At 56.4% G+C, this 15613-nt stretch carries 15 protein-coding genes; 7 read left to right on the plus strand and 8 right to left on the minus strand.

Features of this window, described 5'->3' with window-relative positions; translation table 11 throughout:
• Positions 1–31: 31 nt before the first annotated feature.
• Genes AWB80_RS06035 through AWB80_RS06050 form a run of 4 tightly spaced genes read right to left on the minus strand, consistent with a single transcriptional unit; the run spans position 32 to position 3929 of the window.
• Positions 32–535 carry a VOC family protein gene (locus AWB80_RS06035; protein WP_061173742.1) on the minus strand — a complete coding sequence of 168 codons (504 nt, stop codon included), beginning with the start codon at positions 533–535 and terminating at the stop codon, positions 32–34.
• Positions 536–567: 32 nt separating this feature from the next.
• Positions 568–984 carry a GlcG/HbpS family heme-binding protein gene (locus AWB80_RS06040; protein WP_061173743.1) on the minus strand — a complete coding sequence of 139 codons (417 nt, stop codon included), beginning with the start codon at positions 982–984 and terminating at the stop codon, positions 568–570.
• A 12-nt stretch (positions 985–996) separates the two neighbouring features.
• Positions 997–2883: a TRAP transporter large permease gene (locus tag AWB80_RS06045; RefSeq protein WP_061173744.1), complete on the minus strand. Its 1887-nt coding sequence runs from the start codon at positions 2881–2883 to the stop codon at positions 997–999.
• Between the two features lie 35 nt (positions 2884–2918).
• Positions 2919–3929, minus strand: a complete 1011-nt coding sequence (locus tag AWB80_RS06050) for a TRAP transporter substrate-binding protein (RefSeq protein ID WP_061173745.1) — start codon at positions 3927–3929, stop codon at positions 2919–2921.
• A gap of 343 nt (positions 3930–4272) precedes the next feature.
• On the opposite strand from AWB80_RS06050, the gene AWB80_RS06055 reads away from it, so the two are divergent.
• The 3 genes from AWB80_RS06055 to AWB80_RS06065 all read left to right on the plus strand — a co-directional run bounded on the left by AWB80_RS06055 (position 4273) and on the right by AWB80_RS06065 (position 7322).
• Positions 4273–5271: a Gfo/Idh/MocA family protein gene (locus tag AWB80_RS06055; protein ID WP_061173746.1), complete on the plus strand. Its 999-nt coding sequence runs from the start codon at positions 4273–4275 to the stop codon at positions 5269–5271.
• A 55-nt stretch (positions 5272–5326) separates the two neighbouring features.
• Positions 5327–6031, plus strand: coding sequence for a GntR family transcriptional regulator (locus tag AWB80_RS06060; RefSeq protein WP_061173747.1), 705 nt, complete (start codon positions 5327–5329; stop codon positions 6029–6031).
• A gap of 289 nt (positions 6032–6320) precedes the next feature.
• On the plus strand, positions 6321–7322 hold the full coding sequence (locus tag AWB80_RS06065) for a bile acid:sodium symporter family protein (protein ID WP_061173748.1): 1002 nt from the start codon (positions 6321–6323) through the stop codon (positions 7320–7322).
• 112 nt (positions 7323–7434) lie between these two features.
• Here the strand turns inward: AWB80_RS06065 and AWB80_RS06070 are convergent, their stop codons facing one another.
• The 4 genes from AWB80_RS06070 to AWB80_RS06085 all read right to left on the minus strand — a co-directional run bounded on the left by AWB80_RS06070 (position 7435) and on the right by AWB80_RS06085 (position 12311).
• Complete coding sequence (locus AWB80_RS06070; protein ID WP_061173749.1) at positions 7435–8496, minus strand: proline racemase family protein; 1062 nt, start codon at positions 8494–8496, stop codon at positions 7435–7437.
• 103 nt (positions 8497–8599) lie between these two features.
• Positions 8600–9703 (minus strand): mandelate racemase/muconate lactonizing enzyme family protein, encoded by a 1104-nt coding sequence (locus AWB80_RS06075; protein ID WP_061173750.1) that lies wholly within the window; start codon positions 9701–9703, stop codon positions 8600–8602.
• A 64-nt stretch (positions 9704–9767) separates the two neighbouring features.
• Positions 9768–11120 carry a GntT/GntP/DsdX family permease gene (locus AWB80_RS06080; protein ID WP_061173751.1) on the minus strand — a complete coding sequence of 451 codons (1353 nt, stop codon included), beginning with the start codon at positions 11118–11120 and terminating at the stop codon, positions 9768–9770.
• Positions 11121–11291: 171 nt separating this feature from the next.
• Positions 11292–12311 (minus strand): Ldh family oxidoreductase, encoded by a 1020-nt coding sequence (locus AWB80_RS06085; protein WP_087131035.1) that lies wholly within the window; start codon positions 12309–12311, stop codon positions 11292–11294.
• Positions 12312–12731: 420 nt separating this feature from the next.
• Here AWB80_RS06085 and AWB80_RS06090 point away from each other — a divergent pair, with 420 nt between their 5' ends.
• From AWB80_RS06090 to AWB80_RS06105, 4 genes are read left to right on the plus strand one after another with little or no spacing between them, the layout of a single operon-like run.
• Complete coding sequence (locus tag AWB80_RS06090; protein WP_061173936.1) at positions 12732–13553, plus strand: ABC transporter substrate-binding protein; 822 nt, start codon at positions 12732–12734, stop codon at positions 13551–13553.
• A gap of 15 nt (positions 13554–13568) precedes the next feature.
• Positions 13569–14234 (plus strand): amino acid ABC transporter permease, encoded by a 666-nt coding sequence (locus AWB80_RS06095; protein ID WP_061173752.1) that lies wholly within the window; start codon positions 13569–13571, stop codon positions 14232–14234.
• Positions 14235–14241: 7 nt separating this feature from the next.
• Entirely contained in the window at positions 14242–14892 is a 651-nt protein-coding gene (locus tag AWB80_RS06100; RefSeq protein ID WP_061173753.1) for an amino acid ABC transporter permease, read from the plus strand.
• Positions 14889–15611, plus strand: coding sequence for an amino acid ABC transporter ATP-binding protein (locus AWB80_RS06105; RefSeq protein WP_061173937.1), 723 nt, complete (start codon positions 14889–14891; stop codon positions 15609–15611). Before AWB80_RS06100 ends, AWB80_RS06105 begins: the two co-directional genes overlap by 4 nt.
• Positions 15612–15613 lie beyond the last annotated feature (2 nt).

Raw genomic sequence — 15613 nt, forward strand, 5'->3', positions numbered from 1 at the left:
ACGCCCGGAACCCGGGCGCGCGTGCCTTCAGTTACTTGCTGTAGGTCGCTGTTAATGCGTTGTAGTTTTCAGGGTTGAAGAACGATTCGCCGGCTCGATATGCACGGCCGGGACTCATGTCGGGCTTCTCGCCTTTTTCGCGCGTGCCGTCGAACGTAAACTCAAGCAATACGCCGTTAGGGTCATAGATAAAAAATTGCCAGATGGAGCCGCCGGGGACTTCGTTCTCACGCCAGTCAACGCCGTACTTTTTCACGTTCGCAAGGACATCGTGATAGCCGACCGCGCTGAGAGACACGTGGTCGATGGCAGCCGTGCCCACTGCCACGCTGTCGCCGCCAGCAAGCGCCGGTTCGCCGGCGTAGATATGGATGATGGGCTTACCCGTCGGGCCAGGGACGCCGAGCCATGCACCCGGAAACTTGAACCTGGGGCGGTCGAATTCCTTCAGACCGACCACTTTCGTGTAGAAATTGACAGTCGCCTCGAGGTCGGCTGTCTTGATGGCAATATGAAAAAGCTCAAAGACAATCATGTCTGCTCCTTAGCAAGTATTCGGTTGAGCCCTTAGGCCCAGTTAAGGTAGGCAGCGACGCCCGCCGTTGCAATGGTTGCCGACAGTTCAGGCTTGCAGCCGGCGACACCTACGGAGGCAATGACCTGCCCTTCGACAATTAGCGGAACGCCGCCCTCAAGCGCGCCCTTAATCGGTGCCGACAGAAAGGCGGTGCGTCCACTGTTAATTTCGGTCTCGAAGAGTTTAGTTTCGCGACGTGCAATCGCTGCCGTGCGCGCCTTCTCTTCGGCGATGTATGCACTCACAGGCGCAACGCCGTCCATTCGCACTGTCAGCAGCGGATGACCGCCGTCGTCCATCACCGCGATGGCTACTGCGACACCTTTCTCATCGGCTTCTCTGATGGCCGCGTCAGCCATCACGCGAGCTAGCTCTAGATTCGCAATGCGCTTCGTCAGTAAGGTCATGGTGGGGGAAAATTAGTGCAGGAAGCCGATGGAGAACCAGGGCACGAATGCGATGAGGACCACCGCGCAAACGAAGACCGCCATGTAGAGGAAGATGTCCTTCATAGCTTTCTGCGGTTCAACACCTCCGATAGCACATGCGGAATAAAAGCCGACACCGAACGGCGGAGCGAACAGCCCGATGGAAAGCGACAGAACAACAACAATTGCGTAGTGGACACCGTGAATGCTGTAACTCGTTGCAATCGGGAACATCAGAGGCGAGAACAGAACGATTGCAGGGAAACCCTCCAACACGCTGCCAAGAATCGCGAAGAATGCGATGGACACAAGCAAAAAGACGGTGGCGCCTCCGGGCAGGCCCTGCATCATCGTCGAGAGGTCGTCTGAGAATCCGCTTTGAGTCAGCGACCAGGCCACGCTACCAGCTAACCCAGTCACCAGAAGGATTGCGCCCGTCAAGGACACCGTCGCAATAAGCGAGTCACACACCCGCTTCAGCGGAAATTGCCGGTACACAAAAATGCCACAGATGACGGAATACAGCACGCCGATAGTCGCAACCTCAGTGGCAGTCGCCACGCCTTCCACAACGGCGGCCCGAATTAGGAAGGGAAGCGGGATGGCCGGCAGAGCAATGAACATCGCTTTGCGAATCTCAGCACCAGTGGCCTTCCTGCAGTCAGGCGCCGTACGTCCCCGAGTGCGGACGAAGACCACGGCAGCCAACGCGAGCAGGCCGACGATGGCCGGCACGAAACCGCCGACGAAAAGAGACGAGATGGAGACGCCCGAAGCAACGCCGACCGCAATCAGGATGATGCTCGGCGGGATAGTCTCGGCCATTGCGCCGGATACGGAGAGCAGCGCCACGAGTTCGCCCTCTTTCTCACCTCGGCGCTTCATTTCGGGCAGGATGATTGGCGCGATAGCAGCCATGTCAGCAGATTTTGACCCCGAAATGCCGGAGACCAAATACATGCCGCCAAGAAGGACGTAGTGCAGGCCGCCTCGGGTGTGGCCGAGCAAGGCGACCATCAGATTGATGATGGCCTTCGCGAGACCGGTCACGTCGAGCAAAACGCCAACCAGAATGAACATCGGAATCGAGAGCAGTGTGATGTCCGAGATGGCGGCATCGAGTCGATTCATGATGATAGACGTCGGTGCGTTGGTCATCAGACTGAGATACGCCATCGCCGCCAGAGCGAAGGCAAACGCAATCTCGACCCCCATGCCGATGCATCCGAGCACGAGCACGACGAAGAAGAAAATCAAATTGTAGTTGCCGATGTCCTGAAGCGAACCTTGCAGATAATAGAGAGCAGCACCAATGGCAATCAGCAAGGCAAACGAAACGAAGAAGGACCGAAGCGTCGCAATCCGGGTGAGCTTCGTCGCTGCGGTAACGGCCATGAGCGCGAAGCCGACCACCATGGATGCGGTCCGCACCGAGAGGTGCCACTGCAGTGCCGGTGTCAATTCCGTCCACGAATGGACAGTGAAGTTCACCGCCGCATACAACAGTGCCACCATCAGGCCAAGCAGCAGTGTCCAGGCGAACGTTGAAACTCGCGCCTGCGTGGCGGGCCGCAGTTTCTCGACGATGAATCCAAGCCGCATATGCGCCCCTCGACGCAACGCGACCGCCGCACCGAGCATTGACAGCCACGCAAAGAGGATGAGTGCAAATTCATCCGTCCAAAAAATCGGACGGTGCAGCACGTAGCGGGAGAACACGCCAACGCCGAGAATCACGGACTCCATTATCAGGATGACGGAAGCAATCGCTCCCGCCCAGCTGCCTAACAACTGCTCGACTTGCACGAGCAGACGCTCGCCCGTATGAAGCATGGGTGAATGTACTGTTTCTGTACTCATGGAAATTGACTTGCTCATTTCTGGGCCTCGCTAGTCTGAGTGGCCATCAAACGTCAGATGGGCGCTACCGCTTTCTCGTACAGCGCCCACGCTTCCGGGCCGATGGCGTCACGCCAGGTCTTGTAGAAACCCGAATCGACGAGCTTTTTGCGGAAGGGCGCGGGGTCCACAGCATTGATTTGCAAGCCCTTTGCCGCGAGGCTCGTCTTCAGGTCTGTGTTGAGCTTCACCATGTCCGTGCGCTGAAGCAGAGCCGCATCATTAAAGGTCGTGACGAATGCTTCACGCAGGTCGGGAGGAAGTGATTTGAGTTTCTCAGTGTTGACGACTACCGTGAGACCATCCCACATGTGGTTGGTCAACGAGCAGTATTTCTGGACCTCGTAGAATTTCCAGAATTCCACATGAGTCAGAGCGTTCTCTTGCCCGTCGGCGATGTGCGTCTTGAGTGCCGAGTAGGTTTCTTTAATGCTCAACGCAGTCGGCGCCGCGCCCAAAGACACAAAGAGAGATTGTTGAATGCGAACTGTGGGGACACGAATTTTCAATCCCTGCACGTCCTGAACCGACTGAATGGGGTGGACCTCGTTCGTGATTTGACGGAAGCCGTTGTCGAACACCTTGTCAAGCGGCGTCACGCCGAGCGCCGAAAGCTTTCCCCGCACGTAGTTGCCGAGCTCGCCGTCCCACGCCCTCCACACTTCGTCGTAGTTCTTGTAGCCGAAACCGAGGCCAGCGATGTTGGCGGAGGGAACCATCGACTCGAAGAACAGCAGAGAGGTGCAGACCGAGTCCAGAGCGCCCGAACGCACCTGGCTCATCATGTCGCTGTCACCGCCCAGCGCACTGTCGGGGAAGATGCGGACTTGCATCCGGCCGCCCGTTTTTTCCTGCACCTTCTGCGCTGCCGCCTTGAGCCTTATGTTGAGCGGATGTGCGGCAGGAAACGAATTCCCAATCTTGATATTTGCTTCCGCTGCCTCGGCAAAACCAAAGTGCGTTGCCAAGGGAAGCGCGGCCGAACCAGCTGCCAAGCGCATAAAACTTCTGCGAGTAATGCTCATCAGCGACTCCGAAAAGGGTGGCGATTCACAATGTGTCGATTGGCGACAATCATCAACATCGGTAGTGCAGAAAGTGGGCCATGCGCACAATGAAATGGAGTCTAGTAAGCTAAATGCCCGTCACACATAGGTTTTTACCCGTATTTCAGTCGATTTCGGTGTCAACCGAGCGCTTCTAAGCATGCACTTCACGAGTGCAGGCGCACCAAATTCTGGCCTTTTCGCCTATTTCCGGGACATCCTCAAAGAACATTGACAACAATCGTCAATCGGCAATACGATGACGTACACGAATCACTTTCCGCCAAACTGGCAATTCATACGAGCATTGGGAGCTTTAGCGATGGAACTTGACGTCCCAGTTGGAACCGCAGTTGTCGGCTGCGGCCGGGTATCCGACGCACACATCGGAGCGATTAAATCTCAACCCGGCGCTGGGACACTGGTAGCCGTCGTCGACCAGAACTTAGACCTGGCACGCGCCACGGCCGAAAAGTACGGCGCAAAGCACGCTTTCAGCAGCATCGAAGAGGCGCTCCGTGTCCCGGAAATCGAAGCGTTCGACCTCTGCCTGCCAAATCATCTTCACGGAACGGCGACGATTCAATGCTTGAACGGCGGCCGCCACGTGTTGGTTGAAAAGCCGATGGCCGATGACTATGAAACTGCCGTTGCGATGGGGCGAGCAGCAGATGCGGCGGGGAAGATTCTGGCCATTGGCCAGTCGCGGCGTCATGGGTCGGCCATCCGCTACGTGCAAGACAACATGTCTTCATTCGGGGAATTGCGGGCCATCCAAGCTTCGTTCTGCATGTACTGGGACGGCCCGCAAGCACCTTGGTGGGCGGAGCGCACTCGCGAAGAAGGTCTGGTTTTTTCGCTTCTTGGCTCGCACACCATCGATTTCGTCCAGATGGTGCTCGGACCGCATCCACTTCGAGTTCACGCGGAGGCCGCGCGACTGCGTGACTGCTGGAAGGCAGAGGACGAAGCGTTGATTCTTCTGCGCTATCCCAACAACAAGATGGCGACGGTGCACCTCTCCTATAATCAGCAACCGTTCTTCGAGCGTTACTGTCTCCTTTTCGACAAGTCAATAGTCGAAGTACGGGATGTGAACACGGTGCTGGTGAACGACGAAGTGGTTTTCGCACCCGTGGAGGGGGCGACGCTGCTTGTCACGAACGAACTCTTCACGAATCAGTTCGCCGAGTTCGCCGCAGCTTGCCGCGGATTGCCAAACCGTAGCGCACTCCACCCCCACGGCATTGCCCTTATGAGGGTCATCGACGCGGCGCTGGAATCGTCTCTGAAGAATCAGACTGTCAATTTAAACTGGTAGCCGGCAGCCGAAACCGCTGGCAGTACCTGCAAAGTAGGATGGGAGTAGCGTCAAAATGCCCTCGAAGAATCGGATTGTCCCTGTTTCCAAGCTGTCTGTAGAGGCTCAGGCAACTGAGAACCTGCGCCAGTACGTCCTGTCTGGCGCCATCAAACCGGGCGAAAAGCTGACGGAGGTGGCGTTGGCGGACGAGATGGGCGTGGCAAGAGCAACGCTTCGATTCGGACTCAATCGACTGGCTGCCGAGGGGCTGCTGGTAAAGACCCCATATACCAGTTGGGAAGTCCGGACACTCACTGCCGACGATGCGTGGGAGCTTTGGACCCTGCGAGCCGGACTAGAAGGGCTCGCAGTACGTCTTGCAGCGGACAACATGGGGCCGCGCCTACGGGAAAAATTTCAGTTTGCTTTCGACGAACTGGTTGAAGCCTGCAACAGTGGCTCATCTGTAGAGGCGTCCGAAAAGGACCTGGGCCTGCACCGAACCATCGTGAACTCCCTCGGTCATTCCCGGCTGGCGGACCAGTACAAGTTGGTCGAACAACAGGTACGGATGTATATCAATATTTGCAATACTTTGATGGGTTCGGACCTTCCGGCCGTCGTTGACCAGCATGTGCCCATGATGGAAGCGCTCTTTCGCGGCGATGGCATCAAGGCAGCTCATGAGGCATGGGTGCACAATGAGAGCGAAGGTGGGAAGCTCGTCGCCTACCTTCAACAGAGAGCCAAGATGGAAGCCGCTGGCGCTACCCAATGAGCTGTTGAAAGCTCAGAGCGTTCATTCAACTGAACGACGATGCAGCGCCGTAGACGCAACGGCCTGCATCTTCTTTATCTCGCTTTCGGCACCAGTGCGCGGTAGCGCATGTTATGCGCTTAGTTGTACTTATTCAAAGAACATAGCTCAATGTTTCGCATCTGCAAACGGTGCGACGTCATCTTTCGCAGTTACTGTTCGGAAACTACCGTTTTGGTCACCGTAGGTGCGCCCGGAGCCGTGAGATAAAGACTGTACAGATTTCTAACAACCTATCGGTCTCGAAAACATGGCTTCAAAAAAATTCTTCCTAGACGGGTTCACGCTTTCACTGATAAGTACGGTAGTACTGGCCTCATTCCTTCCGGTACAAGGGAAGTTTGTGGCGCCCTTCAGCTTCATCACCAACATCGCGGTCGGCCTTCTCTTCTTCTTGCATGGCGCCAAACTTTCCCGCGAGGCAATTGTCGCCGGTGCGACACACTGGCGGCTTCATTTGACCGTACTGCTCTGCACATTTGTCCTATTTCCTTTGCTAGGCGTGCTGCTGAAACCGATTCTGTCGCCGCTAGTGACAGCACAGTTATACGCCGGCGTGTTATTCCTGTGCACCTTGCCCTCGACAGTTCAGTCGTCAATCGCCTTCACTTCGATTGCACGAGGCAATGTTCCCGCCGCAGTGTGCAGTGCATCAGCGTCGAGCCTGCTCGGAATATTCATTACACCAGCATTGGTGGGCCTGCTTCTGACAAACCATTCCGGCGGCGACGTTTCACCATGGCACACCGTATCGAACATCGTTATGCAGTTGCTCTTGCCCTTCATCGCTGGGCAGTTGCTCAGGCCAGTAGTTGGAGGATGGGTTGACCGCAATCGTTCGATGCTGAAGTTTGTTGACCAGGGTTCCATTCTCCTCGTCGTCTACGGCGCATTCAGCGAGGCGCTCATGGAAGGACTCTGGCATCAGATTCCTCTCAGTGCATTGTTCGGCCTCTTTGTTGTTTGCGCGGCGATTCTCAGCATCAGTCTTCTCGCCACGGTTCTCGCGAGCAGGCGTCTGGGATTCAATCGGGAGGACCAGATTACGATTATTTTCTGTGGCAGCAAGAAGAGCCTGGCTGCTGGGATTCCAATGGCCAACGTCATCTTCTCGGCGTCGTCCATTGGTGCCATCGTTCTGCCGTTGATGCTCTTCCATCAGATTCAGCTAATGGTGTGCTCTGCCTTGGCGCAGCGCTGGGCGACACGCCGGACTCCTCCGAAGCAGCGTACGGCTCGCAAAGCCGCTTGATATAACGGACTGAGAGTGCGTGATGGTCAACACCCTCTCAGTCCGCCAAGTTCAAGTACGAAATCTCGCGACCACATTTCGCGACATCATCCTCGCCAAGAGGATGGATATTTCATTTTCGCGACTTGATTAGCTTCTCGTCCACCGCCTCCTGCCACGTATCTGAAAGCGTAAATCCATCTTGGAATCGGTCGGTCGGGTCCATCCCAACTTGAGCCGTATACGTAATCCAGGCTTGCCCAGCAACGGATGGAATAACGGCAGGTCGACTACCAAGGGTCGTCGTCCCAACAATCCGGCTTTCGAACGTCGAGCCGATGATGGACCCGTGCACAAACAGTTCACCCACCTCAATCTCGCCTTTTGCGTGCATGACGGCAAGCCGTGCTGATGTGCCGGTACCACACGGCGACCTGTCGCATCGACCCGGCGAGACAATAACAGTATTTCGTGAAACGATGCGGCCAGACTCACGCCTCACGGGCATCACAAATTCGGTTTGTGTGATTCCCTTGATGAGAGGATTGAGAGGGTGCGGCGACGGCAACTGCTCCGCAGCGGCGACCTTGATACGTTGTCCCAGCTCACAAAGCTCCCTCGCCTCGTCGGGAACGATGTTAAAGCCCAGTGAGGCGGCATCGACGATGACATACGTCATTCCGCCGTAACCCACATCGACCTTGATAGTCCCCAGGCCACGCACTTCGATGTGCTTGTCTAGATGGTTCGCAAACGCCGGTTGATTGACGAACTCGACACGCGTGACCTTACCTTGAGAGCATTCGCAACGGAGCTTAATCAACCCTGCCGGTGCTTCAAGCGTGAGTTCCGTCACCGGTTCAACCATCGGCAGAATCCCGGTCTCAAGTAGCACCGTCGCGACGCACATGGTGTTTGAGCCAGACATCGCAGGATACTCAGTCGATTCTGCGATGATGTACGCCATCTGTGCCTGTTCGTTGACAGCAGGCAAAACGAAGTTAATACTTTGGTTCGCAGAACCGCGAGGCTCGAACAGGCACATCCGCCGTAGGTCGTCGCGATGCTCTTCGAGATGCATCATCTTTTCAAAGACGGTGTGTCCGGGAATGTCAATGAGACCACCGACCACCACATTGCCAATTTCACCTTCTGCGTGACAACCGACCACGCTCAACATCTTGCTCCAGCGCATAATCGCCTCCGATGCGATTGATGAAGATGACTGCCCGTTCGAAGTTACGGCGCGCCACCGAAGAGTAGATTGCTCATTCCCGATGAAGCGCGCAGTTTCGCCGTCACTCGATGGTGAACAAAGGTTCGCCGAGGCGCGCTACGTCGACGTCGATGCCAAGGCCCGGCGCGGTCGGAGCCGAACCAAAGCCGTCCTGCGAGCGCGGTTGGTAGTTCGCCAAATGACCATCGGTCCAGTCATTGAAGAAGGGCGTCATCAATAGCGATTCCGGGCGCGTCGTCGCGGCGATATGGCTTGTCGCCGCCGTAATGATGTCGCCGCCCCACATGTCTTCGACCGACACGGAGAGGTTCAAGTCCTGCAGCAGGTCACGCGCCTTCACGACATTGGTGAGGCCGCCGAGCTTTCCGAATTTCAGGTTGACTGATACGGCGTTCGCCTCGTATTTCGCGCGGAACACCTCGTCCTGACTGGTGATGGACTCGTCAAGGACGAGCGGAACTGCCGAGCCCCGTGCGGCGAGAATACAGTCGATAGTCGACCGACATGGCTGCTCCACATAGACAGGCAGACCTGCAAGTCCTTGAAACGCAATCTTCGCTGAGGCCAAAGACCAGCCTCCGTTCGAATCGGCGACGATGACTGTCTCGTTGTTTCCCGCTTCAACGCTTGCACGCGTACGCGCTATATCGTCGAACGGATTGTTTCCTACCTTGAGTTGGAACCGATTGATACCAGCTGCACGGCGCTCACGGATGAAGTCGCCCATCGACTCGGGAGACCCAAGGGGTACCGCTTCGTAAATCGGGAAGCGCTCGTTTATGACGCCGCCGATGAGTGCAGAGATAGGAAGCTCCAACGATTTTCCGAAGATGTCCCAGCAAGCGATGTCGACTGCGCTCTTCGCAAATTCTTGGCCCATCAGCGTCTCGTTCATCGTTCGGTTGACGAGCGCGATGTTGGCCGGGTCCTTACCAATCAACGCAGCGCCCAGGTCGCGCAGCGCCGTCCGAATGCCTTCAGGAAAGACCGGCAGATACACCTTGCCCAACGTCGTAATTTCGCCCCAGCCAACCAACCCTTCATCCGTCCGAATGCGAACAACCGTCCCATCTTCAACGGCAGCCTTGCGGTCGCCCGACATGATGTAGGTGCCGTGTGCATAACCCACCACGTACGAATATACGTCAACTCCAACGATTTTCATTTTCCTCTCCAATGTCTTTCCTGCCGCAAAAGTCGGTGTGCCATCCGGCTCTCGGTTGCTGACATCACAAGACCATGTTGACAATCAGCGCACCGCACAAGCCCAAGATGGAGGCAAGCATCGTCGCAACCGAAATGCTCTTTAGAGCGTTGCCCATCGTCAGGCCGAGATATTCCTTCCCCAGCCAAATCAAGCTGTCTGTAAATTGCACAAAACCAATTGCTCCGCTCCCGATGGCGATGGTCATCGCGACAGGGTGCAGGGAAGGATTGGCGTGCAGCATCGGAGCAATCACGCCGGCTGACCCTAGCATTGCAACCGTTGCGGAACCGACCGCGAGGTGCAATAGGCCCGTTAACAACCAAGCCAGCAGGATGGGGCTCATGTCGAGTTGCGATAACGTGTGTCCCAGCACAGCTCCAATACCGCTTTCTGAAATGACCGCGTTGAACGCACCGCCACAAGCGATGATTAGCATGACGTTCGCGATTTGGCGGTAGCTATCGCCGGTGAGGTTCGCTAAGTCTGCCAGCCCTCGGCCACGTGCCAGACCTAGACTCCAATAGGCAAAGAGCGTTGAGATGAGCAGCGCAGTGAACGGGTCGCCTAAGAAAACGATGGCAGGACGAAGTGCACTGGCTCCCGGCAGGACAGCCTCAAGTATGGTCTTGCCCACCATGATAAGTAGCGGAAGCAGAACCGTGAAAAGAGTGATACCAAAACCCGGCAGTACCCTTTGCGCCCCTACCGAGGACGGTAGCGCTTGTTCGGCGGACAGACTTGCGACACCCTTTGCCTCGTTGCGAGTGATGTAGCACATGTAAAGTGCACCGAGTGCTGCACAGGGTAAGGCTATGATGACGCCGGCGACAATGACGGACCCGATGTCTGCGCCCAAGATGCCAGTCACGGCGGTTGCCGCCGGGTGCGGTGGCACGATGCAGTGAATGACGTGAAGCGAGACCAGCAAGGGTACGCCAACCCGCATCTTCGACATGTTGGCATGTTTGGCCACAACGGCAACGAGCGGCGCCATAAGAAGGAACCCGACATCTGAGAAGACCGGAATTCCGACGATGAACCCGATGATGGCCATGACCCATGGTGCGTTACGAGTTCCCGCCTTACGTAGCAGAGTCTGCGCTATCTGCTGCGCGCCTCCCGAGTCGTCAAGCATCTTACCGAGAATCGCGCCGAAGCCCATGATGAGCGCGAGGAACGAAAGCGTATCGCCGATTCCTGATTCCAAGGTTTTGACCACCTTGGTGAGCGGCATTCCGACCGCTAGCGCGAGGCCAACAGCTACCAGAATGAGCGCTATGCTTGCGTGAGTCTTCAGTCTGACGATGAGCAAAGCGAGTGCGGCAATCGAGAGAGCGAGCAAAACGAACAGCGATGAAGCAGAAACCAAAATCATCTCCGTAATAGTTTTGTTGGTAATCTTGGTGAAAGAAAGAAGGGCCGGGCATTACGCCCTTCTTCGCATCGAACTAACGGCTGGAACCATCGCTGACGATACGGAGCGCGCGCTGCCCCTACATGCGCCTTTGGCGACGCAGCAACGTTCTAGGCTCGTTCCTTGTGTTTGTTAAAGTTCGCGAATCTCGTCGAAAAGGCCTCGGTCAAGGCGCACGCCGTGACGGTTTGACCGAGCCCTGGCTTCAAATCTCCGCTGCGACGGTAGCCGCGCCCCTTGGTCGACGATGGCGTTGAACAGGTTCTCTGCCCGCTCGTGATTCGCTTTTGCACTGGTCGCACCACCAGCGAAACGTTCCGGACTAAAAGCGACCAGCAACTCGCCGTGGTACGGCGTAATTGCGGCACCCGCGTCGAGGGCGACGGATTCGAAGCTCATCAAATCTCCGAGGAGCGGACCTGCCAAGAGCTCAATCATTGCCGACAACGCGGAGCCCTTGTAGGAGCCGAATGTGAGCATTGCTCCCTCGAGCGCGGCGTTGGAGTCTTCAGTGGGATTACCGTCCTTATCGATAGCCCACCCCAGCGGAATCCTCTCTCCTTTGCGCTTGGCCAGTTCGATGTCACCGCGCGCAACCACGCTGGTCGCGAAATCAAAGACGAAGGGAAAGTCACCCGGCCGCGGCCAAGAAAATGCGAACGGGTTGGTTCCAAAAAGCGGCTTCGTCCCACCGGCCGGCGCGACGCAAGAGTGACTTGGTGTCATCGCCATCGCGGCAACGCCCATCTCGGCTAATGCTTCGACCTCTTGCCATAACGCCGAAAAGTGGAAGCAGTTGTTGATGGCCAGCGCCGCAATACCGACCTCGTCCGCCTTTCGGACGAGGTGTTCAGCTCCGACGTCGAACGCTACCTGAGAGAATCCGCCCCGCGCATCAACTCGGGTCAGGGCCGGGCTGACATTCAGGACTTCAGGTTCAGCCTCTCCGTTGACTTTTCCTGACCGCAACCCTCTCACACAAACAAGAAGGCGATACATGCCATGCGAGTGACACTCGTCGCGCTGCCCCGCTACGACCGATTTGGCGACAGCCGTCGCGTGCCGCTCGTTCATTCCGTTTCTTAGCAAGACGCTGAGCGAGAGCTCGAAAGCGTCGTCGAGGGACAGCAACACGTGGGGGGAGATTGTCATTTCTGTTCCAAAGAGCCCGAAACGCTGTTGAGCCGATGCGATGCTTCACCCGCGACGACCACGCTTGAGCGGGTGCATGCGCCCTGCCAAACATGCCCCAGCCTCACCTCGCGCCGTCAGCATCGGGCGCTCGCGTTCGGCCGAATCACACCCCGCCGGACACCGATTATATACATTATCCATGCTCGTAGGAATTCCCTAGCCGTCTTTTTCGATACGACGATAGCCCTCGCAAGCGTTTCTGCGTCCACTTAAAGCCTTACGTGATAGGTGTTTTCACGAATTTTCCATGAATTCTCTGCGAAGAAGGTTGACGGACTATTTTATACAATCTACTTTATGTCTGTCGTTCAACCCCACCCGCTGAACCGCGCGATACGCGTGTTCTTGCCCTGACCATAACGTCGAATGGAGCCTTCAATGAACAGCATCAAAGTCTTGGCCACTGCAGCGGCCGCAACTATCGCTATGACCGCAGTGCCGGCCCACGCGGACAAGCTCGATGACATCATCAGTTCAGGAAAACTCCGTTGCGCCGTCACGCTGGACTTTCCGCCGATGGGTTCACGCGACGCTCAAAACAACCCCCAGGGCTTCGACGTCGACACTTGCCGTGACCTGGCAAAGGCGCTCGGCGTAAAGGCCGAAATCGTCGAAACGCCGTTCCCCGACCGAATTCCAGCGATTGTTTCGGGCCGCGCGGACGTGGGCGTCGCGGCGACGTCGGACACGCTCGAACGCGCCAAGTCGATAGGCTTCTCGATTCCCTACTACGCGTTCACTGATGTTGTGCTCACCCGCAAAGACGCGGGAATCACGACGTTCGACAGCCTGAAAGGTCACAAAGTCGGGTCGACGGCCGGGACATACGAAGCCATTGCCCTGAACAATGATGTCAAGAAGTGGAGTGACTCCAAAGGCAGCTTCCGTGCATTCCAAACCCAGGCGGACGTGTTCCTCGCAATTAGCCAGGGGCAAATCGACGCTTCCGTTGTCACCAACACGGTGGCTGCTGCAATCGTCAAGTCCGGCAAGTACCCGAATCTGGCTATCGGCGGCGCTGCTCCGTATCCCGTCGACTACGTCAATCTCATCGCAACCCGGAAGGAACAAGGGCTTATCAATTATCTGAACCTGTTCATCAACCATCAGGTTCGCGAGGGTCGCGAGGAAGAACTTCACAACAAATGGATTGGCGTTGGAAAAATGCCAAACCTGACCGCTGCGGGCGTCTATTACTAATCGGAGCGGTTCGACATGTTCGATTACACGTTCCAATGGCGGCCGGCATTTGAGGCGTTGCCACAAATGCTCGAAGGGACTCTGGTTACATTGGAGGTGGCCGTCGCTTCCATGCTGATTGGGGGCGTAATAGGGATTGCCTTAGCCATTGCGCGTGACTCGAGCATTGGGATTGCGCGCGCCATCGCATCCGCGTGGGTGGCGGCCGCACGCAATACCCCAGCCCTCCTGCAGATTTACCTGCTGTATTTTGGTCTCGGGACGATAGGGTTGCGACTTGACTCGATGCCGTCCTTGCTGCTTGGCATTGCGTTCAATAACGCAGGCTACCTGGCGGAGATATTCCGTGGTGGCTTGCGCGCAATTCCAAGCACTCAGGTAAGGGCAGCGCGGTCACTGGGAATGAGCGGCTTTAAGGCATTCCGGCTCGTCGTCCTACCGCAATTGCTTCGCGTGACGTTTTATCCCGCGTCAAATCAAATGGTCTGGGCCATCCTGAACACGTCCCTCGGTGTGATTGTGGGCCTCGACACTGACTTGACCGGTGTTACGCAAGCGTTGAACGTGTTGACTTTCAGAACGTTCGAGTTTTTCGCCTTGGCTGCCTGCCTGTACTACGTCCTGGTGAAGCTTGTCCTTTTGTCAGCCCGAGCTCTTGGTTGGCGTCTCTTCAGATATTGAGGCACTCATGTTTAACGATGCTTTCGGATGGTCTGACCTCGTGTTCATGCTGACGGGGACGCTGAACACGCTCGCGCTGACAGCATGGGCGGTCATTATCGGTACGGTCGTCGGTGTCTTTCTGGGCTTACTTCGCACGGTCGTTCCTACGAGTGTGAACGCGTTAATAGGCGCAATTTTGGATGTACCACGGTCCGTACCGCTGCTGATTCAGATTGTGCTGGTTAACTCCTTCAAGTCGGTCATAGGGCTTGATTGGTCGGCCTTTACCGTTGGTTGTGTCGTCCTTGCAATCTACATGGCAGCGTACTGTACTGAGGTGGTTCGAAGCGGTATTAGCTCTGTGCCCTTTACCACTCGTCGCGCGGCACGTTCGCTCGGCATGACGTACTGGCAGGACTTCAGGCTCGTCGTGTTTCCCATGGCGCTCCGAGTCAGCCTGCCATCGTGGATTGGCGTGGTTCTCGGCGTTCTGAAAGACACATCTATCGTGCTCTGGATTGGAATTATCGAATTGCTTCGGTCGTCGCAAATTATCGTGACGCGCACGCAACAACCCATCCTCGTACTGACTGTGGCGGGACTTATCTATTTCGTTATCTGCTTTCCCATCGCCCGATTGGGTGGTCGGCTCGAAGCAAAGTGGAGCAAGCAATGATTGAAATCAAGAACGTTCGCAAGTCGTTCGGTTCCCTTGAGATTCTCAAGGGCATCGACCTGACGGTTAAGAAGGGCGAGGTTGTGTCAATCATCGGCGGCTCGGGCTCCGGGAAATCGACGCTTCTCACCTGTATCAACGGTTTGGAGCCGATTCAGCAAGGACAGATTGTGGTTGACGGCACCGACGTTCATGCTCGCTCCACAGACCTGAACAAGCTTCGGCAGCATATCGGCATTGTCTTCCAACAGTGGAATGCATTCCCGCATCTCACGGTTGTAGAGAATGTCATGCTGGCGCCGCGCAAGGTGTTGGGGAAGAGCAAAGACGAAGCCCGAGCCGAAGCTGAACGTCAACTCAAGCACGTGGGTCTTGGCGCAAAGCTCGATGTCTACCCGTCGAAGCTGTCCGGTGGTCAGCAGCAACGAATGGCAATCGCTCGCGCTCTCGCAATGTCTCCTGAGTACATGCTGCTCGACGAAGTGACATCGGCACTCGACCCCATGCTTGTAGGCGAAGTCCTGGACACGCTGCGCATGCTGTCGAAGGAAGGCATGACGATGATTTGCGTCACACACGAAATCCGTTTCGCTCGCGACGTATCCGACCGAGTCGCTTTCTTCAAGGACGGACTCATCCACGAAATCGGGTCACCTGACCAAGTTATCGGCAACCCTCAACGGCCTGAAACCGCCTCTTTTCTGTCATCCGTTACCTGATA

The organism is Caballeronia pedi, assembly GCF_001544915.2.
Lineage (GTDB): Bacteria > Pseudomonadota > Gammaproteobacteria > Burkholderiales > Burkholderiaceae > Caballeronia > Caballeronia pedi.